This window comes from Sphingosinithalassobacter tenebrarum (genome assembly GCF_011057975.1).
Taxonomy (GTDB): domain Bacteria; phylum Pseudomonadota; class Alphaproteobacteria; order Sphingomonadales; family Sphingomonadaceae; genus Sphingomonas; species Sphingomonas tenebrarum.
This window is the reverse complement of sequence record NZ_CP049109.1, coordinates 2,764,809-2,783,763: the sequence shown is the minus strand read 5'-3', so window position 1 is coordinate 2,783,763 and position 18,955 is coordinate 2,764,809. Positions and strand designations below refer to the sequence as shown.

The window sequence follows — 18,955 nt, the reverse complement described above, 5'->3', positions numbered from 1 at the left end:
CAACCGATCGGCGCGCCGCGTTCGAGCGCGCCTGAAAGAGGATGATGACATGGAAACCGTAACCGACACCAAGGCCGATGTGACGCTTCCCGAAGCGAAGCTGTACATCGACGGCGAAGTTCGCGGCGCCGCGGGCGGCAAGACCTATGACGTGATCAATCCCTGGACGGCGGGCGTCGCCGGGCAGGCCGCCGACGCGTCGGCCGAAGATGTCGAAGCGGCGATCGCCGCGGCGCGGCGCGCGTTCGACGAGACCGACTGGTCGACCAATAAGGAACTGCGCTACGGCCTGGTGCAGAAGCTGTTCGGTCTTCTCGCGCAGAATATGGAGCGGCTCAACATGCTTGCGCGGGTCGAGGCGGGCGCGGCGATGGGCGCGGTGCAGCGCGCGCATGTCGGCATGGCGATGGGCTGCTACAAGGATCTGATCGATCTCTTCCCCAAGGTGACGTGGGAGAAGGACTACGGGATCGCCGGCCCCGAAGGGTATAAGAGCGACCGCAAGGTGTTCTTCGAACCGGTCGGCGTCGTCGCGGCGATCACGCCGTGGAACGTTCCGCTCTACGTCAATGTCGGCAAGGTGGTTTCGGCGCTGCTCGCGGGCTGCACCGTCATCCTAAAGCCCGCACCCGATACGCCGGGCATGGGCGCGATCTTCGGCGAGCTGGCCGAGCAGGCGGGTTTCCCCAAGGGCGTGCTCAACGTCGTCACGGGATCGGACCCGGCAATGGCGGGCGAAATGCTCACCAAGGACAAGCGTGTCGATCTGGTCAGCTTTACCGGCTCGACCGGCGTCGGCAAGGCGATCATGGCGAATGGTGCGCCGACGTTGAAGCGCGTCTTCCTCGAACTCGGCGGCAAATCGGCCAAGATCGTGCTCGACGACGCGCCCAATTTCGCGATGGAAGTCGCCCAGTCGATCCTGATCTTCCACGCGGGGCAAGGCTGCGCGGTGCAGTCGCGCCTGCTCGTCCCTAAGAGCCGTTACGAGGAAGCCAAGGCGATCCTCAAACAGGCCTATGCCGGTTTCGGCGACAATTGGGGCGATTTCGACAATCCCGAGCATATGATGGGTCCGGTGGTGTCGCAGAAGCAGCTCGACCGGGTGAAGAGCTATGTCGATCTCGGTGTCGAGGAAGGCGCGACTTTGCTCCACGGCGGCAATCTCCGCCCGGACAAGGGCAATGGCTTCTTCATCGAGCCGACCTGCTTCGTCGATGTCACCAACGACATGCGCATCGCCCAGGAGGAAATCTTCGGCCCGGTGCTGGTCGTGATTCCTTTCGAGGATGACGATGATGCCGTGCGTATCGCGAACGACAGCGACTATGGTCTGTCGGGCGGCGTTTCGTCGGGCGATGTCGATCGCGCGGTGGCGCTGGCGCGGCGCATCCGCACCGGCTCGGTGTCGATCAACGGCGGGCTGTGCATTGCCGGCGACTTGCCGTTCGGCGGCGTCAAGGGCAGCGGCATGGGCCGCGAATGGGGCGTCGAGGGGATCGAGGAATTCCTCGAATCCAAGGCGATCGCGATCAAGGTCTAGCTGCATCGCAGCATGCGCGGTACGGTAATTGTCGACTGCGCATGCTGCCGAAATTCCGCAGGCGCTCAGGAGAGGAGAGAGCCGAATGGGAGCGACGGCACCGGCCGCGAAGAAGGAGGTCAGCCACAATCTGGTCGGCCAGCGGCTGGGAAAGAAGGGGCGCGATACCCGCGATCGCATCATCGCGGCGACCGAGAGGCTGCTCGCCGAACCCGGCGATACGCCGCTTTCGCTGAGCGCGGTGGCGCGCGAAGCGTCGCTCGGCATGACGACGCTCTATCTCTATTTCAGCGACCTGACCGAGCTGTTGCTCGTCGTACTCGAGCCGCTCATGGCCTCGGCCGAGCAAGGCTATGTCGAGATATTGCGCAAGCGGTGGGACGATGAAACGCTCGCCGAACACTGCAATCGCTTCGTTGTCGAATATTATGGTTTCTGGAAGCGCCATTCGCGCATTCTCCACCTGCGCAACAGCCTTGCCGACGCCTATGACGAGCGGATGCGCGAGCATCGCATTCGCGTGACCTTTCCGGTCACGCGGCTCCTGATCTTTCAGATGGATGCCGATCCCAATGCTCCGCGTACCCAGGCCGCGACGATGGCGACGGTATTGCTGACCGGCCTCGAACGTATGGTCACGATCATGACCGACGTGCATTTCGCGACTCTGGGCGTGCAGGATGCCGAGGCGCATATCCGCAACCTGCTGGGGTCCGAGGCCAAGCTGCTCGAATTCGGAATCCGCGATTGTCGCGCGGCCGCCCGGGCCGATTAGGCGGCGACGTGTCGCTTTCGCCGTTCGAAACCGAGCCACTGGGGGACGGGATAACGCGGCTGACGCTTTGTCGGCCGCAGGCGCGCAATGCGCTTACGCTGGCGCAGGTGCGCGGCCTGCATGACGTTCTCGACGCTATCGCAGCCGACCCGCAATGCCGGGTTCTGGTGCTCGCCGCGCAGGGCAGGGGGTTTTGCGCGGGGCTCGATCTGAAGGCGGCACTTGCCGACGAGGCGCCTGAAAGCGCCGACGACTGGATGGCGCTGCAACAGGCCTATGCCGGGCTGGTGCTCAAGCTGCGCGCGCTGCCGCAGCCGGTGATTGCGGCGGTGCAGGGGGCGGCGGTCGGCTTCGGCTTCGGGCTGGCGCTAGCCGCCGATATCCGTGTCGCCAGCGAAAGCGCCAAATTCCTGGTCGGTGCCGTGAAGGTCGGGCTTACCGCGGGCGAATGCGGGATCAGCTATCACCTGCCGCGCCTGATCGGCGCCGGGCGCGCGTTCGAAATCATGCTGACCGGGCGCCCGGTCGACGCCGCCGAGGCATTGGCGACCGGGCTGGTGTCGCATGTGGTGGCTGAGGAGGCGCTTGCTGACAGCGCCGTCGAAACCGCGCGTGCGATCGCTGCCAACAGCCCCTATTCGGTGCGCGGCACCAAGACATTGATGTGGGAAAATCTCGAGGCGCCAAGCCTCGATGCGGCAGTCGCGGCGGAAAACCGCGCACAGGTGACCGGATTGCTCACCGAGGATTTCCGCGAGGGGGCGGCGGCCTTTGCAGAGAAGCGCCGGCCGCGGTTCAGGGGCCGCTGACAGACCGGATTGCCGTCGGAGGAAGATGTCGACCCGTAATTCCTCCCCTGGAAGGGGAGGGGGACCATGCGCAGCATGGTGGAGGGGGCCGCAAACGCTACCGCAAAAGGCGACTACCCCTCCACCGCTTCGCGGCCCCCCTCCGGGGGAGGAATGGCGTACGTCCTATCCTTGCAAGGCGCTGACCGGGCGCAGGTTCACCGGGACCGCCGAAAAGCGCGGCATGAAATTGATCGCCTGGATATGGTCGTCAAGCGAAGTCAGCCGCCCGGTATAGCTGCCGCGTTCGGCAACCGGATCGCGCGAAGGCCCGATTACGCCGAAGAAATGCGTCATCGAGACGACGCCGCGCCGCAGCCGGTCCTCGCCCTTCGCGATGCCGCGCACCAGCCCGTGCCCGGACTCGATCTCGATCGTCGCGCCGTCCTCGATACTCAGATCGGCCATGTCGTCGGGATTGAGGTACGCCCAGTTGACCGGATAGCGCCGCGCCATTCGTTTGGAATCGCGATAGGCGCCGTTCATCGCCTCGAGCACGCGGCGGCTGGTGAGGCGGAAGGCGAAGCCGGTTTCGGGTGTTTCCCGCAGCACCTCGGCCAGTTCGGTGGCGACATCGGGCGGACATAGCTCCAGCCGCGCACCATTGTCGTCCATCGCGCGGACATATTGCGGCGGGCGTTCGGGGCGGACCCCCGCGGGAGACGCCTGCAATGCCTCGAACGTCACATCGCCTTCGTCGCAGAGGAATTCGATCAGCGATTCGGACGGCGGTTTGGCGGCGGGATCGGTTGGCAAGGGCAGGCCGCGCTCGATTGCATCGTAATTCTGGCCATAGCCCCAGTGTTTGAACGTCAGCGGCAGCCCCATTCGCGCGCTGACGCCCCAATAGAATTCCCAATCGTCGATCACGCCGTCGGGCGGGGGCACGGCGGGCGGGGCATATTGCACGAAAGGTTCGGGAAAGGCGGCATCGCCCGCGACGGTGATGTCGTGCCGCTCGAACGGCTGGGCGGTGGCGATGACATAATCGGCGTGGCGCCCGGTCTCATTGAGCCGCGCGTCGAGGCAGACAAGCAGGTCGAGCGCCTCGAATGCCGGCACCGATCGCGCCGGATCGCCGAGCCCCATCAGCGGATTGCCGCCAAGCACGATCAGCGCGCGGATTTTGTCAGGCCCGGGGGTGAGGATCTCGTCGGGCAGTAGCGCAGTGGGAAATTCGCCCATCAGGTGGCCGATGTCGCGGGTGCGGCATTTGGGGCCGCGCTCCCAGCTTCGCGTCGGTGCGATTGCTGTCTCGATTGCGGGGCGCGGCTTCAGCGTGCCGGGATTGCGGACGAGATCGCCCGCGCGGCGATAGCCGCCGACCAGCGCGTTGACTGCCTCGATCATGTGATCGGCAAGGTTCGAATGGTCGGCGAAGGAAGGGCCGCTGCCGCTGCCCACCAGCGGGCGTTTCGCCGCGCCGATCATCGCGGCGGCTTCCTCTATCTGTTCGACCGGCACATCGGCGCGTTCGGCCGCCAGCTCGGGCGTGAAGGGGGCTACCGCCTCGCGCAATTGCGCGATCTGACTGGCGAAGCGATCGCAGAAGGCGCGGTTCCACGTCTCGTCGCGCAGCAGGATATGCGCGATGGCGGCAAATATCGCGACGTCCTGGCCCGGCAGCGGCTGGATCAGCAGGTCGGCGAAGCGCGCCGTTTCGGTGCGGCGCGGATCGATGACGATCATCTTCATGCCGCGCGCCCTGGCGGCTTCGAACGCGCGACCCGGTGCCTTGCTCTCGCCCGCGATGAAGGGAAAGGCCTGATGGCTGACCATCGGATTGTTGCCGACGATTACGGCAAGGTCGACGTCAGGCAGGCGCGGCTTGCCGCTCGCCATCACGCCCATCCGGCCCATCGTCACCCATTTGGCCGACTGGTCGATCGTCATCGTCGAAAAGAAATTGGGCGTGCCGAGCGCCGAGCACATCGCCCGTTCCATCAGCCCGCCCAGAGCCGCGCGATAGGCGCCGGTGCCGTGATAGAAGGCGATCGCGCGCGGGCCATGTTCGGCGACCAGAGCGGCTATCGCGTCGGCGATTTCGTCCATCGCGCGATCGACCGCGATCGGCGCGAAATTGCCGCTCCCGTCGCGCTTCAGGCTGGTCGTAAGTCGGTCCTCGGCGCCGTTGTGAAATTCCACGGCGGCGAGCCCTTTGGGGCAGATATAGGCGCCGCCGGGTGCCACGCTGCCATCGGGCGCGACGCCGGTAAGCCGGTCGTCCTCGACCGTCAGCTCCATCGCGCACAGCGCGCTGCAATTGCGGCAGAAGCTCTTGACCTTGCGCTGCATAGCCTCCTGATAGGGGGCGAGAACGGGCGATACCAGCGCCCGCCGATACAACGCAGCCAGCGGCACGAATCGATTGCCGCTGGCGACAATAGCGCGCTGCGCCGGCTGGTGGCGGCGCCAGGATCGAGGGAGAGAAGCAATGCCGGGATCGTTTCAGGCGACATCGACCACCGAGGACGTATTGGGCGGCGTCGACCTTGGCGGAAAGCATATCCTGGTGACCGGCGTTTCGGCAGGACTTGGCGTGGAGACCGCGCGGGCGCTGGTGGCGCATGGCGCGAAAGTGACCGGCGCCGCGCGCAATCTGGAAAAGGCCGAGGCCGCGACAGCGCCGGTGCGTGCCGCCGCCGCGGTCGGGAACGGAGCGTTCACGCTGGTCGAGCTCGACCTTGCTTCGCTCAAAAGCGTCCGTGCCTGCGCCGATGCGCTCGCCGACACGGCGTTCGACGTGATCATCGCCAATGCCGGGGTGATGGCGCCGCCCTTCGGCCGCACCGAGGACGGGTTCGAAACCCAGATGGGCACCAATCATTTCGGCCATTTCGTGCTGATCAACCGGCTCGCGCCGAACATGCCCGAGGGCGGTCGCGTGGTCGTGCTCGCATCCTCGGCGCATCACATGGGCGACATGGATCTCGACGATCCCGATTACCGGACGACCGAATATGACGTGCGCGCAGGCTATGGCCGATCGAAGACGGCGAACATCCTGTTCATCACCGAATTCGACCGCCGCCACCGCGATCGCGGCATCCGCGCGGCGGCAGTGCATCCCGGCGCGATCGAAACCGAGCTGGGCCGCCACCTTCCCGAAGAATTGCGGCGCAAGCAGATGGAAAAGCTGAAGGAGGGCGTCGAAGGCTTCGGCATGGACTATCTGCAGAAGAATGTCGGGCAGGGTGCGGCGACATCGGTCTGGGCGGCGGTGGTGGCGCCGGCCGATGAAGTCGGCGGGCGCTATTGCGAGGATTGCGGCGTCGCCGAAGTGCTGCCGCCCGGCACCAAGACCGGGCCGCTGGGGCCGGGCGTGGCGAGCTATGCCGTCGATCCCGAACGCGCGCGGATTTTCTGGGAGAAGACCGAGGAGCTGGTGGGGGAGACTTTCTGAGCGGGTTTCCGCTCCGGCTGAGAAGCGGCCGCTATTGCGACACGGCCCCCGCAAATGCGCCGAAAAGCCAGATCAATACCATCAGATCGATGATTAGGGTGAAGCACAGGATAAGCGCCAGAGCGAATGCGAAAAGCCCGAAATGATAGGCGAATAGCCGGGGGTTTTTCGATCGCTCCGTCGGGATGCCTCCGCCCGCGTATATCATCCCGGTGCGATGGGCTCTGACCAGCAGCCACGCCATGTAGACCGAGGCCAGATTGAAGAAAATCGGCATCACGACGAACAGAATGGTTTCGCTTCCGGTCGCGACTGCCATGCACACGATCACAAAGATCGGGACGCCGATCAGGATCAGAATATTTTGCGTGCGTTCGGATATCTGCATGGCTTTTCCCGGCGCGTCCCGTGTCCTGGAAACGGGCCGATAATCTGATGGGGTTCGTGGCGGTTGGCAATTGCCCGGAATGTGAGCAGGCGACGATAGTGAGGTTGCCGTAATCCCGGCTCAAGGCCAGGGCGACGGGGTGTTTGTTGCTTGACCTCACACCTCAATGCCCGTTTGCCCTGAGCTTGTCGAAGGGCCGTTCTTCTTTTCCCACCGTAGAGAGAAGGCAGAACGGGGCTTCGACAAGCTCAGCCCAAACGGGTTTGGAGGAAGGCTGGACGAACCTCAGTCCTTCTTCCCCTTGCTCCCCAGCTTGGCGATATATTTCTCGATCCCCGCGAGATATTCCGGGTTGAGCATCAGCGTGCTGTTCGCCATCCGCTCGACGTTTCGCGCCTGGGCGAGCCCCACATCGGCCGCCATTTCGATCGCCAGCTTGGCGACGCCCATCTGCTCGAGATTGTTCTTGGCGAGGTGGCGGCAGAAATCGAGTGCCGCTTCCTCGAACCCTTCATCGGGATGGACTTCGTGGACAAGGCCCATCGTCAGCGCCAGATCGGCGTCGGCGGGCTTGTTGCCCATGATCAGGTAGCGCGCCCAGTGCGTGCCGACGATGCGGGTGAGGCGGCTGACGCCGTTCGAGGCGGGGATCACGCCGAACAGGCTTTCGGGGAAGCTATAGCGCGCGCTCTTCGCGGCCAGCCGGAAGTCGCACGACAGCGAGAGTTCGAGCCCGCCGCCGACGCAGGTCGCGTGATGCGCGACGACGATCGGCTTTTCGATATGCTCCATCTCGTCATAGATGCGGTGCATGCCGTGCAGCCCGATGCGGTGGTTCTCGCGAATGCCCGATCCGGTGCGCTTGGGCTCGACCGGATCGCCGCTGCGCAGATCGGCGCCCGAGCAGAAATAGCGGCCCGTCGCGCGGATCAGCAGCACCTTGAGCGCGGGATCGTCGCGGAAACGGTGCAATGCCTCTTCGAACAGCCGCATCGTCTCGCCGTTGAGCGCATTCAGTTTGTCCGGCCGGTTGAGAGTCGCGATCAGGATCGCGTCTTCCTGCGTGACGAGCAGGGGGGCTTCGGTGTCGGACATGGCGGGTCTCCTCTCACGGCGCATTGGCTTTGCCCGGCGTCGTACCGTGCGGCGCGCGCGGCGCAAAGCGGCGCGCAATCGCCAGAGCGGTATTGATTGCCTTCGCGACGCCGCGCGATTGTATCTGAAGCCATGAACGGCACACTGACGATGCGCTCGACGGAGAACCGGCACGGCCGGTCTTCGAAGGGTGGTGTGCGAGCTTGCGTTTGGCGTCCGATTCCGACAAGAGCTTAGCAAGCTTAGTAATGAAGCGATCGGAGAGAGAAATGTCGGAAGCTGCTACGTTGAGCCCGGCCGTGGAACGGCCGGATCATGTCCCGGAATCGGTCTGCTACGATTTCGACCTGTTCAACGACCCCGAATATCGTGAAGCGCCGCACGAGCGCATCCTGGGCCTGATCGAGCAGGCGCCGCCGGTCTTCTGGACGCCGCGCAATGGCGGCCACTGGATGATCGTCAGCCACAAGGCCAATTTCGAAGCTTCGCGCGACACCGAAATATTCTCCAGCGAAGTCATCCCCGCCGCGCAGATCAAGGCGATGATGGCGTCGATGCCTGCCGATATGCCGCGCGTGCCGATGGCGGTGCCGATCAACCTCGATCCGCCCGAGCACACCAAATATCGCGCGCCGCTGCAAAAGACCTTTTCGCCCAAGGCGATGGCGGCGCTCAAGGGCGATATCCGCAAGCTCGCCGGCGAACTGATCGACTCGATGAAACCCAAGGGCAAGGCGAACTTCATGACCGAAGTCGCCGAGCCGATGCCGGTGCAGGTGTTCCTCAAGATGTTCGGCCTGCCGCTCGATCGTCAGGCGGAATATCGCAAGCTGGTCGAAGAGCATCTTGCGGCGATCAGCCTCGACGCCGCCTCGATGGCGCAGCGCATGATCCGCTGCGCCGCGATCATGCGCGACACGATCCTCGAACGCCGCGACAATCCGCAGGACGACATCATCTCGATGCTCTGGCAGACCGAAATCGACGGCCGGCCGATGACGATCGAGGATATGGAGAATTACGCCGTCCTGCTGTTCATCGCCGGGCTCGACACGGTGATGAACGGAATGGGGCATGGGGTGCATCGCCTCGCCAGCGACCTTGAGCTTCAGGCCAGGCTGCGCGCCGAACCCAAGCTGATCCCCGAAGCAGCCGAGGAATTGCTGCGCCGCTATACCTTCACCGTGCCGGTGCGCCGCGTGACGCGCGACATCGAATTCCACGGCGCGCCGATGCAGGCCAACGACCGCGCGATGCTGTTCCTGCCCGGCGCCGATCTCGATCCCACCGAGTATAAGAACCCGGCCGAATTCAACATGAAGCGCGAGAACAATGTGCATATCGCCTTTGGCGGCGGCCCGCATCGCTGCCTCGGCTCGCACCTTGCGCGGATCGAACTGCAGATCCTCTATGAGGAACTGCTCGCGCGCATGCCCGAGTTCCGGCTCGATCCCGAGCATAAGGTCACCTATCATGGCGGCCATGTGATCGGTCCCGACGCGCTCTGGCTGACCTGGGAGGCCTGACGCATGGCGAACCGGCCCTTGCCGAAGCTTGATGCCGTCAACCGTGACTTCTGGACCGGTGGCGAGCAGGGCGAGCTGCGCATCTATCATTGCGGCGATTGCGGCACCTGGGTGCATCCGCCGCGGCCGGTGTGCCGCAACTGCCTGTCCGAAAATGTCGCACCCGAAGCGGTGCCCGGCACCGCAACGGTCGACACCTTCACGATCAATCACCAGCCCTTCATGCGCGACATGGAAGTGCCGTTCGTGATCGCACGCGTCGCGCTGGATGGTGCGCCGGGCGTGTTTCTGACGACCAACATCGTCAATTGCCCGGTCGAGGACGTGAATATCGGCGACAAGGTGAAGGTCACTTTCCTTCAAGAAGAGGATGTGTGGCTGCCGCTGTTCGAAAAGATCGGGGAGGACGCCTGAGATGGCCGATAGCGAAGCCTATATTACCGGGATCGGTCAGTCCGAGGTCGGTGTCCGCCTGACGCGGCATCCGCTGCTGCTGACGGTCGACGCGGTCAAGGAAGCACTCGACGATGCAGGGCTGACGATCGACCAGATCGACGGCGTTTCGACTTATCCCGGCCGGATGCCGATCTTTCTCGGCTTCTCGCCGATCGGCGCCGATGAGCTGATCGACGCGCTCGGTATCAAGCCGACCTGGTATGCCGGGGGCGGCGAAATCAGCTCGCAGCTCGGCGCCGTGGTCGAAGCGGTCGGCGCGATCAAGCAGGGGCTGGCGCGCCACATCATCTGCTTCCGCACGGTGTACGAGGCGGCGGCCCTGTCGCGGCCCGAGGAATTTCCGCCGATGCGGCGCGACCGCGTCGATGGCGGCCAGCAATGGACCGCGCCGTTCAATGCCATCTCGGCGGCGAACTGGATCGGCCAGTTCGCGATGCGCCATTTCAGGAAATATGGGATGACGCGCGAACAACTCGCGCAGATCGCGCTGACCGATACGGCCAATTCGGCGAAGAACCCGCGCGCCCTGGTGCGCGAACCGCTGACGATGGACAAATACATGTCCTCGCGGATGATCTCCGAGCCCTTCTGCCTCTATGACTGCGATCGCTTCACCGACGCTTCGACGGTGCTGATCGTGTCGGCTGGCGATGCGCTGGGCGAAGTGAAGACGACGCCGGTTCGCGTCGCCGCGTCTGCAGGTACGGTCGAGCGCTATAGCTGGGACCAGGCCGAATGGGTCGCCGCCTATCCGACTGGGCGCGATCTGTGGAAGAACACCGATTACACTGCAGAAGACGTTGATGTGGCACAGCTTTATGACGGGTTCAGCTTCAACGCCGTGACCTGGCTCGAAGGGCTCGGCTTCTGCAAGGTCGGCGAGGCGGGCGACTTCCTCGAAGGCGGCAAGCGGATCGCACTCGACGGCGAATTGCCGGTCAATACCGGCGGCGGCCAGCTCGGCGGCGGGCGGCTCCACGGCTTCGGCTTCGCGCATGAAGCGGTGGTGCAGTTGCGCGGCGAGGGCGGCGAGCGGCAAGTGGCCAATGATCCCAAGGTCGCGGTGGCGACATCGGGCGGCGGTCCGCTCGCCACGGCATTGCTGCTGGCGAAGGACTAGGATGGCCGAAGCGCGCCTCGACGATCTTCCCGGCTTCCGGCGCCGGTTTCGGGTGGTCCCCGAAGCCGGGCTAGTGCGCACGGCGGTCGAGGACGATTATCATCACATGGCCGTGACGCTGCACCATGACGGCGCGGCGATCACCCAGGTCGAGCCGGAGATGATCCGCATTCCCTGGACGACCTGTCCGGGGGCGGTGGCGGTGCTGGTGGACAGCTTCACCGGCATGCCGCTCGACGAGGCATCGCGCACGACCGCCGAAAAGCAGCAGAATTGCACGCATCTGTTCGACCTGGCGGTGCTCGGCGCGGCGCATGCCGGGGACGATGCGCCGCTGACCTACGATATCCTGAGCTGCGACGCGGTCGACGGCGAAGTCACTGCCGAACTGCGCCGCGACGGGGAGCCGGTGCTGCGCTGGAGCCACGAACGCTTCACGCTCACCGCGCCCGAGGAAGTCGCGGGCCAGTCGCTGTTCAAGCTCGGCGACTGGATCAAGTCGCTTTCGCCCGAGCGGCAGGAATATGCGCGGATTTTGCGCTGGGGAACGATCCTGGCGAATGGTCGCGACATTTCGGATCGGGTGCGAACCGACAAATCGAAGCTTCCGATCGGTCAATGCTATACTTTTCAGGAGAAAAACCGAGGGTCTGCCTGTTATATTGAAGGGACCACGCGCGATTTCAGCAGCGGCAGGGATGGGCCGCTCGCGGAAGAAACAGCCGGAGCGGCGGAACCGGCAGAATAAGCCGCCGAACCATCCACGACGAACACCGCAAGCGCGGAGAATGGAGAGAGCAATGGAAAAGAACGATATGGTGCTGATCAGTGTCGACGATCACATCAGCGAACCCCCCGACATGTTCAAGAACCACCTGTCCGGTGCCGATCTCGAGTCCGCTCCGCAGTTCGTGGTCGATGAAAACGGCACGAGCGCCTGGGAATATCAGGGCATGTTCCTGCCGTCGGTCGGCCTCAACGCCGTTGTCGGCCGCCCGCTCGAGGAGTACGGCATGGAGCCGACCTCGCTCGAGCAGCTGCGCAAGGGCGTGTGGGACGTCGATGCGCGCATCGACGACATGAACGTCAACGGCATCGCCGCTTCGCTCAACTTCGGCTCGGCGGTCGGTTTCGACGGTGGCCGCTTCCACAAGGCGCCCGACAAGAAGGCCGCGGCGACGCATCTGCGTGCCTATAACGACTGGCATATCGACGAATGGTGCGGCGCGCATCCAGGCCGATTCATTCCCTGCGCGATCCTGCCCACCTGGGACATGGACGCGACGGTCGCCGAAATCCATCGCGTCGCCAAGAAGGGCGCGAAGGCCGTCTCGGTCACCGAAAACCCGACCGTGCTGGGCCTGCCGAGCATCCACAATGAATATTGGGAGCCGTTCTGGAAGGCGATTACCGAGACCGACATGACGATCTGCTGTCATATCGGTGCGGGCAACCCGGCGCCGCATGCCTCGGTCGAAACGCCGATCGAGGCGTGGATCACGACGATGCCGATGTCGATCGCGACCGGTGCGGCGGACTGGCTGCAGCTGAAGGCGCTGCACGATTATCCGTCGCTGCGCATCGCGCTTTCGGAAGGCGGCATCGGCTGGGTGCCCTATTTCATGGAGCGCGCCGATTATTCGAACTGGCGGCACAAGGCCTGGACGAACACCATTTTCCAGGACATCAAGCCGAGCGAAATCTTCAAGAAGCACTTCCTCAACTGCTTCATCGACGACAAGTTCGGGCTGCAGAACATCGAATATATCGGCGAGGACAATATCGCATATGAATGCGATTATCCGCACAGCGACACGCTGTGGCCGGAAGTCCCTGAATATCTCTGGGATTCGATCAAGCACCTCACCGACGGCCAGATCGACAAGATCACGCACGGCAATGCGATGAAGTGGTTCAACTTCGACATGTTCGCGCATCATGCGAAGGAAGACCTGACTGTCGGCGCGCTGCGTGCGCAGGCGGAGAAGGACGGCGTCGACATTTCGCTCAAATCCTCGGGCGGCGCGCGCCCGGTCGAGGAAGGCACCAGCCGCCCGATCACTTCGGGCGATCTGATGAAGATGTTCAAGCAGCACGCCCAGAAGGGCAAGGAAGCCGCCTGATTTCAGGCGCTTCTACCGCCGCGTGACGCGGCGGAGCTGAATATCGAGCGGCCCGGAGGCTTCGGCTTCCGGGCCGTTAGTTTTGGCTGCAAATTCCTCCCCTGAAAGGGGAGGGGGACCGTCGCGTAGCGATGGTGGAGGGGTAAGCCACGCGCGACTCGTTCGTGGAAACTACCCCTCCACCGCTACGCGGTCCCCCCTCCCCCTCCGGGGGAGGAATGTCGAAACCAGAGGACTGCGGCGGCGCCACCCGCGCCGCATCCCGCGCCAGCCGCTCGCGCGAAGTTAGCATCGGCCCCACCGCATCGATCCGCGGCGCGAACGTCCCGAGCCCCGGCGCATCCGGCATCGCCACATAGACCGCTTCGATTCCGCCGCGCGTATAGGTTTCGTGCCAGAAGCCGCTGCCCTGCTGATCGCGCAGGAAATCGCGCCACCAGCCGCCATGTGGCTGGTCGCGGGTGAAGGCGAGCATCGCATCGGTGTCGCGCCAATATTGGCGGATACCGATATGATTCCAGCCGAACAGCAGCGAGTCGTGCGCAAGCAGTCCCTCAGGCCGGTCGCGATCGATGGCCGCCAGCCCGCGCCCGATCCGCAGCAGTGCCGGAATCGCGCGCAATCTGCGCAGCCGGAAACCGAGCAGGATCATCACCAGATCGGGATAGGCGGCAAGGTCGACGGTTATACGGGAAGGCTTGGCTTGCATGGACGTCACTCCGCTGTGTACGGTGTACACACATGCATATTTGCTTACAGTGTAAACATGACTGAGGCCGAAACCGCGACTCTCCGTCAGCGGCTGGTCGACGAGGCAGTGGCGCTGCTCGCTTCGGGCGAAACCGCGCCCAGCCTGCGCGCGCTCGCGCGGGCCGCGGGCGTCTCGGCGATGGCGCCCTACCGCCACTTCGCCGACAAGGATGCGTTGATGCAGGCCGTCGCCGGACGCGGGTTCGAAATGCTGGGCGCCGATCTGACCGCAGCCGACGAAGCCGGCATGGCGGCGGGCGGAAGCAGGGCGGCGCTGATCGCGCAGGGCCACGCTTATCTCGCCTTCGCGCGCGCGCATCCGGCGCTCTATCGATTGATGTTCGCCGATCATTGCGCGGCGGCGCAGACGCCACCCGCCAGCGGCAGGGCATTCGGCGTGCTGGGGCTGCGCGTGACGCTGCTGGCGCCCGATAATGCGCAGGCGGCGACGCTTGCCTGCTGGGCGATGGTGCACGGGCTTGCGGTGATGGCGCTCGACGGGGTGATGGATGATGTAGGCGAGAGCGCGGAGCCGGTGCTGGCGCTGCTGGCGGACGGGATTGTGGGGGGCGAGCGAACCTAGCTTCGCTCCGTTCGCACTGAGCTTGTCGAAGTGCGGTTTTTCCTCCTCCATCGTTGCGAAGAGAGAAGAACGACCGCCCTCGACTGCCTGCCTGCGGCAGTCGCTCGGGATAGGCTTCGACAGGCTCAGGGCAAACGGAGGTAGTGGCTTTTAGCCGGTGCCTTGGGCTATCGTCCCCCCATGCAGGCCCAGCCGCACCTCCGCGACGCGACTCCCGACGATCTGCCCGCGATCCTCGCAATCTATAACGACGCCGTCGCCAACACGACCGCGATCTGGAACGAGACGATCGTCGATCTCGACAACCGCCGCGCATGGATGGCCGAGCGGAACGCGGCGGGATTTCCGGTGCTCGTTGCGGAAACCGAGGGGCAGGTTGCCGGATATGCCACCTACGGTCTGTGGCGCCCCCATGACGGCTTTCGCCATACGGTCGAGCATTCGGTCTATGTCGCGGCTGATGCGCGCGGGCAGGGGTTCGGCGAAGCGCTGCTTCGCGCGTTGATCGAACGCGCCCGCAGCGACGGGCTGCACGTGATGGTCGGCGCGATCGACGCGAGCAACGCCGGGTCGATCGCGCTCCACCGCAAGCTGGGGTTCGAGGGCGCAGGCGTAGTGCCTCAGGTCGGTGCCAAGTTCGGCCGCTGGCTCGATCTCGCCTTTCTGGCGCTGCGGCTCGATGACCAGCCGGAGCCGCCGCGATGACCGATATCGAACGCATTTTCCATGCCTGGCACGACCACGCCAAGGCGCGCGCGATCGAGGCGCTCGCCGCGCTCTATGCCGAGGACGCGGTGTTCGAAAGCCCGCTGGTCGCGGCGGTGCTGGGGCAGGGGAGCGAGCCGGTGCTGCGCGGCCGGGCGGCGATCCTTGCCTTCATGCTGCGCGGGGCGCAGGGGCGGCCCGATGACTTGCTCAAATGGTATCGCACCGGGGAATACTTCACCAACGGCCGCACGCTGATCTGGGAATATCCGCGCGAAACGCCCGAGGGCGAGCAGATCGACGTGGTCGAGGTGATGGAAATCGCCGAGGGGCTGATCGCAGCCCATCGGGTTTATTTCGGATCGAAAGGCTGCGCCCGGATCGCGCCGCTGCTGGCCGGATAATTCCTCCCCGAGCTTGTCTCGGGGAGGGGGACCATTGCGCAGCAATGGTGGAGGGGCAAAGCGGCAAGCGCCTCGCATACGGCTTTGCCCCTCCACCACGCCGCTTCGCGTCGCGGTCCCCCTCCCCCAGCAAGCTGGGGGAGGAATTAGAAGGTGCTGTTTTCCCCCTCCCTGCAAGGGAGGGGAAGTTAGGCCGCCGTTTCCTCCGTCGCCGCCAGCCGCTTGACCGCCATTTCGCGCAGCACGGTGAACTTCACCTTGCCGCTGCCGGTGACTTCCATCTCGGCATCGTCGAAGAACAGGATTTCGCGCGGTACCTTGAAGCTCGCCAGCCGCTCCTTGAGAAACGCCACGATCGCATCGGAGTCGAGGGCCGCGCCGTCCTGCGCGACGATGCACGCGACGACCTTCTCGCCGAGCAGATCATCGGGCACGCCCACTGTCTGCGCGCGGCGGATGCCGGGATAGCGCGCCAGCTCGTCATCGACTTCGTCGGGCGCGACATTGGCGCCGCCGGTCTTGATCATCGCGGTTAGGCGGCCTTCCCAGAAGAAGCGGCCTTCCGCGTCCACGTAACCGCCGTCGCCGGTGCAATAATAGCCTTGCTCGTCGAAACAGTCCTCGGGCGCCTTGCCGAGATAGCCCGACATCAAGGTCGGCCCCTTGATGCACATCTCGCCGCGTTCACCCAAAGGCACGATTTCGCGCGTATCGGGATCGATGATCTTGAGCATATTGCCCGGCAGCGGCACGCCGCAACTGCCCTTATATTCCGCCGGATCGGTGTCGGCCGAATAGCTGGTGCAGATCGTCATCGTCTCGGTCGTGCCGAACGACATCGGCAGATACCAGTCGCTCTCCACCGTGGGATGCTGGAGCATCAGCTCGGAGCGCGGGATATAGTGGAGGCTCGACAAGTCGGCCTCGGCCCAGTTGGGCGCTTCCTGCAGCCGCGCCCATTGGTGCGGGCGTCCGTTGACGAAACTGGTGCGCTCCGCCTCCATGATCCGCAGCGCCTCTTCGGCGTCGAAATAGCGTTGCAGCACCACCGCGCCGCCCGTCGACAGCGCGCTGCCGACCACCATCGCGCAATTGCCCGACCAGAAAAAGCCGTTTCCGGTCCAGGCGCGCACCGGCTCGCGCATCGCGAAGACGCGCGGCCAGCGCCACCATTGGATCGCGAAGGCGCGCTGCGAATGGAGGATGCCCTTGGGCAGGCTGGTGGTGCCCGACGAGAAGAAAATGCCGCCCGGATCGGTGGGGGCGACCGACGCCGCGCGCCCGGCGATGACCGCGTCGAGCGATGCGTCGCCATGACCGATAAACTGGTCCCAGCTTTCCACCGCGCCGCCGGTCGTCACATCGGCCGGTTCGCTCGCGCCAGGCACGCCGCCGACCGCGACCAGCCGGTTGAGGAAGGGAAACACCTCCGACACCAGCCCGCCGGGCGCCGCGGCGGCGATCGCGGGCTCGGCCTCGGCGAGCATCGCGCCGAAATCCTTTTTGAGCACCTGCTGCTCGAACAACAGCACCGATGCCTGCGAGGACTGGACGAGATATTCGAGCTCGGCAGGCGTCGAGAAAGTGCTCAGCGCCACCGGCACGCCGCCCGCCATCGCGATGCCGAACAGCGAGGAGAGAAATTCCGGCCGGTTGGTCATCAATATGCCGACGCGGCTGTCCTTGGCGACGCCGCACGCGACCAGCGCCCGCGCGACTTCCATCGCCCGGTCCCAAAGGTCCTTATAGCTCCACGAAATCCGCGCTTCGCCAGTGCGCAGCACGACCGCTTCGGCGTCGCCATAGCGCTCGACCACTTCGCGCAGATAGCCGGGGATGGTCAGCGCGCCCATGCCCGGTTCCTGCGCCAGCGGCGCGCCATAGATCAGCGAGATATTGCCGGGAGCCGGCCGCGCGGCGGGTGCCTTGCCCATGGTCTCTCTCCTTGGGCTTAGAGCGGCAGCTGAACCTCGGCGGTGCCCTTCAGGATGGTCTCGCCATCCTGCGTGGTCATCCGCGTTTCGACGACGACAACCGGCACGCCGTCGCCATATTCGGACTTCTCGATCTTCTCGACTACTTCGCCGTCGACATAAGTGACGTCGCCTTCGCGCGCCGGGCTGCGGAACTGCGTTTTCGAATGCCAGATATAGCCGTCCATGCCCGCCCAGAAGGCGACGCTGTCGAGATGCCAGGCATTCATCGACGCGCCATATCCATAGGCGCCGCCCATGCCGATCTTTTCCGACTTCACCGAATTGATGTGGCCGCTCGAGGGGCCGTGGAACAGGCCGTCCTTCTGGCGCGGATCATATTTCTGCGCCTCGAAGTCATAGGTCATGTCTTCGGAGAAGCCGGCATCCTTCTTCGCCGGATCGACATAGCCTTCGGGCGGGTTCCAGCGCCACGTGCCCCAGATATTCTGGCGATGGCCGCGATATTCGAGCGCGAAGCTGACCTTGGTATGCGGGCCGATCACGCGGCGCGTGAGCTTGTCGCCGACCTGCACTTCGCTGAACTTGGGCGACTTGCCCTCGCGGTTGGACATGATCCAGGCGAGGCGTTCCTTGTTGACCGCCTCGATTTCCTCGGCGGTCCATTCCTTTACCGCCTTCTTGTCCTTGTCATAAACCGCGCGCTTCTTCGCTTCCTCGCGCAGATAGCGGATCGACGTCGCGCGCTCCTTGGCGAAGAGTGTGCCGTCTTCCTTGTAATGATAGGTGTCGCCGTCGGCGAACATCGTCGGCCCGGCGAAGGGCGTGTCCTTGACGGTGTAGCCCGCGAAGAATCGCTCCTGGCGCAAATGATCGCCCGGCTTGATATGGTCGCCGTAGAACCACCATTCCTCGCCCGCGAAAATGAGGTGCGTGCCGGGCACGTTGCCGATGCACGAGGGGTGGCAGCCATGCCCATAGTCCATCGCCACAGTGAAGCTCTGCGGCGCAACGATGCCGCCGAACTTGCTTGCGCGCGCGAATTCCTCGTCGAAATGCAGCGGGTTGGCGTAATCGAGCGACTGCACCCAGCGACGGATTTCGGTGGAGGTCGCCGGATCCCACATTTCGGCGAAAACGACGCGTTCGCCGACATATTTGTCGACGTCGCTGGTATCGAGCGTGGCCGGGGTATCGGCTTCGGGCTGGGTGGCAGTATCAGTCATCACATGCTCCAACTTCTTGGATTTTGAAGACTGTCCTACCGCCCATCCCGAAACCGTTCTTGTCCGGGAATGTAGT

18 protein-coding genes are annotated in these 18,955 nt (G+C 64.6%); 12 read left to right on the top strand and 6 right to left on the bottom strand.

Annotated features, from left to right (window positions below; genetic code table 11):
* Nucleotides 1-49 precede the first annotated feature (49 nt).
* From G5C33_RS13790 to G5C33_RS13780, 3 genes are all read left to right on the top strand, one after another.
* A complete protein-coding gene (locus tag G5C33_RS13790; protein WP_165327752.1) occupies nt 50-1,543 on the top strand; it encodes an aldehyde dehydrogenase family protein in 1,494 nt (497 codons plus the stop codon).
* 85 nt (nt 1,544-1,628) lie between these two features.
* The gene (locus tag G5C33_RS13785) at nt 1,629-2,318 is read left to right on the top strand and encodes a TetR/AcrR family transcriptional regulator (protein ID WP_165327751.1); all 690 of its coding nucleotides are present in this window, start codon (nt 1,629-1,631) and stop codon (nt 2,316-2,318) included.
* 8 nt (nt 2,319-2,326) lie between these two features.
* The gene (locus G5C33_RS13780; RefSeq protein ID WP_228275073.1) at nt 2,327-3,127 is read left to right on the top strand and encodes an enoyl-CoA hydratase/isomerase family protein; all 801 of its coding nucleotides are present in this window, start codon (nt 2,327-2,329) and stop codon (nt 3,125-3,127) included.
* Between the two features lie 165 nt (nt 3,128-3,292).
* On the opposite strand, the gene G5C33_RS13775 is transcribed toward G5C33_RS13780, so the two are convergent.
* Nucleotides 3,293-5,461, bottom strand: coding sequence for a molybdopterin-containing oxidoreductase family protein (locus tag G5C33_RS13775; protein ID WP_165327750.1), 2,169 nt, complete (start codon nt 5,459-5,461; stop codon nt 3,293-3,295).
* 139 nt (nt 5,462-5,600) lie between these two features.
* Between G5C33_RS13775 and G5C33_RS13770 the strand changes: the two genes are divergently transcribed.
* On the top strand, nt 5,601-6,569 hold the full coding sequence (locus G5C33_RS13770) for an SDR family NAD(P)-dependent oxidoreductase (RefSeq protein ID WP_165327749.1): 969 nt from the start codon (nt 5,601-5,603) through the stop codon (nt 6,567-6,569).
* A gap of 31 nt (nt 6,570-6,600) precedes the next feature.
* On the opposite strand, the gene G5C33_RS13765 is transcribed toward G5C33_RS13770, so the two are convergent.
* Entirely contained in the window at nt 6,601-6,957 is a 357-nt protein-coding gene (locus G5C33_RS13765) for a hypothetical protein (RefSeq protein WP_165327748.1), read from the bottom strand.
* Nucleotides 6,958-7,242: 285 nt separating this feature from the next.
* Nucleotides 7,243-8,052: an enoyl-CoA hydratase/isomerase family protein gene (locus G5C33_RS13760; RefSeq protein ID WP_165327747.1), complete on the bottom strand. Its 810-nt coding sequence runs from the start codon at nt 8,050-8,052 to the stop codon at nt 7,243-7,245.
* 269 nt (nt 8,053-8,321) lie between these two features.
* Here G5C33_RS13760 and G5C33_RS13755 point away from each other — a divergent pair, with 269 nt between their 5' ends.
* Genes G5C33_RS13755 through G5C33_RS13735 form a run of 5 tightly spaced genes read left to right on the top strand, consistent with a single transcriptional unit; the run spans nt 8,322 to nt 13,277 of the window.
* On the top strand, nt 8,322-9,578 hold the full coding sequence (locus tag G5C33_RS13755; protein WP_165327746.1) for a cytochrome P450: 1,257 nt from the start codon (nt 8,322-8,324) through the stop codon (nt 9,576-9,578).
* Nucleotides 9,579-9,581: 3 nt separating this feature from the next.
* Nucleotides 9,582-9,992, top strand: a complete 411-nt coding sequence (locus tag G5C33_RS13750; RefSeq protein WP_165327745.1) for a Zn-ribbon domain-containing OB-fold protein — start codon at nt 9,582-9,584, stop codon at nt 9,990-9,992.
* A gap of 1 nt (nt 9,993) precedes the next feature.
* A complete protein-coding gene (locus G5C33_RS13745) occupies nt 9,994-11,154 on the top strand; it encodes a thiolase family protein (protein WP_165327744.1) in 1,161 nt (386 codons plus the stop codon).
* 1 nt (nt 11,155) lies between these two features.
* Nucleotides 11,156-11,902: a DUF2889 domain-containing protein gene (locus tag G5C33_RS13740; RefSeq protein WP_165327743.1), complete on the top strand. Its 747-nt coding sequence runs from the start codon at nt 11,156-11,158 to the stop codon at nt 11,900-11,902.
* Nucleotides 11,903-11,954: 52 nt separating this feature from the next.
* Nucleotides 11,955-13,277 (top strand): amidohydrolase family protein, encoded by a 1,323-nt coding sequence (locus G5C33_RS13735; RefSeq protein ID WP_165327742.1) that lies wholly within the window; start codon nt 11,955-11,957, stop codon nt 13,275-13,277.
* 76 nt (nt 13,278-13,353) lie between these two features.
* On the opposite strand, the gene G5C33_RS13730 is transcribed toward G5C33_RS13735, so the two are convergent.
* On the bottom strand, nt 13,354-13,986 hold the full coding sequence (locus tag G5C33_RS13730) for a monooxygenase family protein (RefSeq protein ID WP_165327741.1): 633 nt from the start codon (nt 13,984-13,986) through the stop codon (nt 13,354-13,356).
* Between the two features lie 57 nt (nt 13,987-14,043).
* Here G5C33_RS13730 and G5C33_RS13725 point away from each other — a divergent pair, with 57 nt between their 5' ends.
* From G5C33_RS13725 to G5C33_RS13715, 3 genes are all read left to right on the top strand, one after another.
* Entirely contained in the window at nt 14,044-14,610 is a 567-nt protein-coding gene (locus G5C33_RS13725; RefSeq protein WP_165327740.1) for a TetR/AcrR family transcriptional regulator, read from the top strand.
* 180 nt (nt 14,611-14,790) lie between these two features.
* Nucleotides 14,791-15,315, top strand: coding sequence for a GNAT family N-acetyltransferase (locus G5C33_RS13720; protein WP_165327739.1), 525 nt, complete (start codon nt 14,791-14,793; stop codon nt 15,313-15,315).
* Complete coding sequence (locus G5C33_RS13715) at nt 15,312-15,719, top strand: nuclear transport factor 2 family protein (RefSeq protein ID WP_165327738.1); 408 nt, start codon at nt 15,312-15,314, stop codon at nt 15,717-15,719. The genes G5C33_RS13720 and G5C33_RS13715 overlap by 4 nt, the downstream gene beginning before the upstream one ends.
* Before the next feature lie 188 nt (nt 15,720-15,907).
* Here the strand turns inward: G5C33_RS13715 and G5C33_RS13710 are convergent, their stop codons facing one another.
* Both G5C33_RS13710 and G5C33_RS13705 read right to left on the bottom strand, forming a co-directional pair.
* Nucleotides 15,908-17,653: a class I adenylate-forming enzyme family protein gene (locus G5C33_RS13710; protein WP_165327737.1), complete on the bottom strand. Its 1,746-nt coding sequence runs from the start codon at nt 17,651-17,653 to the stop codon at nt 15,908-15,910.
* 17 nt (nt 17,654-17,670) lie between these two features.
* Nucleotides 17,671-18,879 (bottom strand): FAS1-like dehydratase domain-containing protein, encoded by a 1,209-nt coding sequence (locus G5C33_RS13705; protein WP_165327736.1) that lies wholly within the window; start codon nt 18,877-18,879, stop codon nt 17,671-17,673.
* Nucleotides 18,880-18,955 lie beyond the last annotated feature (76 nt).

Excerpts from the sequence above, each read along its gene's own strand:
- G5C33_RS13770 (WP_165327749.1), top strand. The coding sequence starts at position 5,601 with ATGCCGGGATCGTTTCAGGCGACATCGACCACCGAGGACGTATTGGGC.
- G5C33_RS13740 (WP_165327743.1), top strand. The coding sequence starts at position 11,156 with ATGGCCGAAGCGCGCCTCGACGATCTTCCCGGCTTCCGGCGCCGGTTT.
- G5C33_RS13715 (WP_165327738.1), top strand. The coding sequence starts at position 15,312 with ATGACCGATATCGAACGCATTTTCCATGCCTGGCACGACCACGCCAAG.
- G5C33_RS13730 (WP_165327741.1), bottom strand. The coding sequence starts at position 13,986 with ATGCAAGCCAAGCCTTCCCGTATAACCGTCGACCTTGCCGCCTATCCC.
- G5C33_RS13760 (WP_165327747.1), bottom strand. The coding sequence starts at position 8,052 with ATGTCCGACACCGAAGCCCCCCTGCTCGTCACGCAGGAAGACGCGATC.
- G5C33_RS13765 (WP_165327748.1), bottom strand. The coding sequence starts at position 6,957 with ATGCAGATATCCGAACGCACGCAAAATATTCTGATCCTGATCGGCGTC.
- G5C33_RS13725 (WP_165327740.1), top strand. The coding sequence starts at position 14,044 with ATGACTGAGGCCGAAACCGCGACTCTCCGTCAGCGGCTGGTCGACGAG.
- G5C33_RS13775 (WP_165327750.1), bottom strand. The coding sequence starts at position 5,461 with ATGCAGCGCAAGGTCAAGAGCTTCTGCCGCAATTGCAGCGCGCTGTGC.
- G5C33_RS13710 (WP_165327737.1), bottom strand. The coding sequence starts at position 17,653 with ATGGGCAAGGCACCCGCCGCGCGGCCGGCTCCCGGCAATATCTCGCTG.
- G5C33_RS13720 (WP_165327739.1), top strand. The coding sequence starts at position 14,791 with ATGCAGGCCCAGCCGCACCTCCGCGACGCGACTCCCGACGATCTGCCC.
- G5C33_RS13735 (WP_165327742.1), top strand. The coding sequence starts at position 11,955 with ATGGAAAAGAACGATATGGTGCTGATCAGTGTCGACGATCACATCAGC.
- G5C33_RS13755 (WP_165327746.1), top strand. The coding sequence starts at position 8,322 with ATGTCGGAAGCTGCTACGTTGAGCCCGGCCGTGGAACGGCCGGATCAT.
- G5C33_RS13705 (WP_165327736.1), bottom strand. The coding sequence starts at position 18,879 with ATGACTGATACTGCCACCCAGCCCGAAGCCGATACCCCGGCCACGCTC.
- G5C33_RS13785 (WP_165327751.1), top strand. The coding sequence starts at position 1,629 with ATGGGAGCGACGGCACCGGCCGCGAAGAAGGAGGTCAGCCACAATCTG.
- G5C33_RS13790 (WP_165327752.1), top strand. The coding sequence starts at position 50 with ATGGAAACCGTAACCGACACCAAGGCCGATGTGACGCTTCCCGAAGCG.
- G5C33_RS13750 (WP_165327745.1), top strand. The coding sequence starts at position 9,582 with ATGGCGAACCGGCCCTTGCCGAAGCTTGATGCCGTCAACCGTGACTTC.
- G5C33_RS13745 (WP_165327744.1), top strand. The coding sequence starts at position 9,994 with ATGGCCGATAGCGAAGCCTATATTACCGGGATCGGTCAGTCCGAGGTC.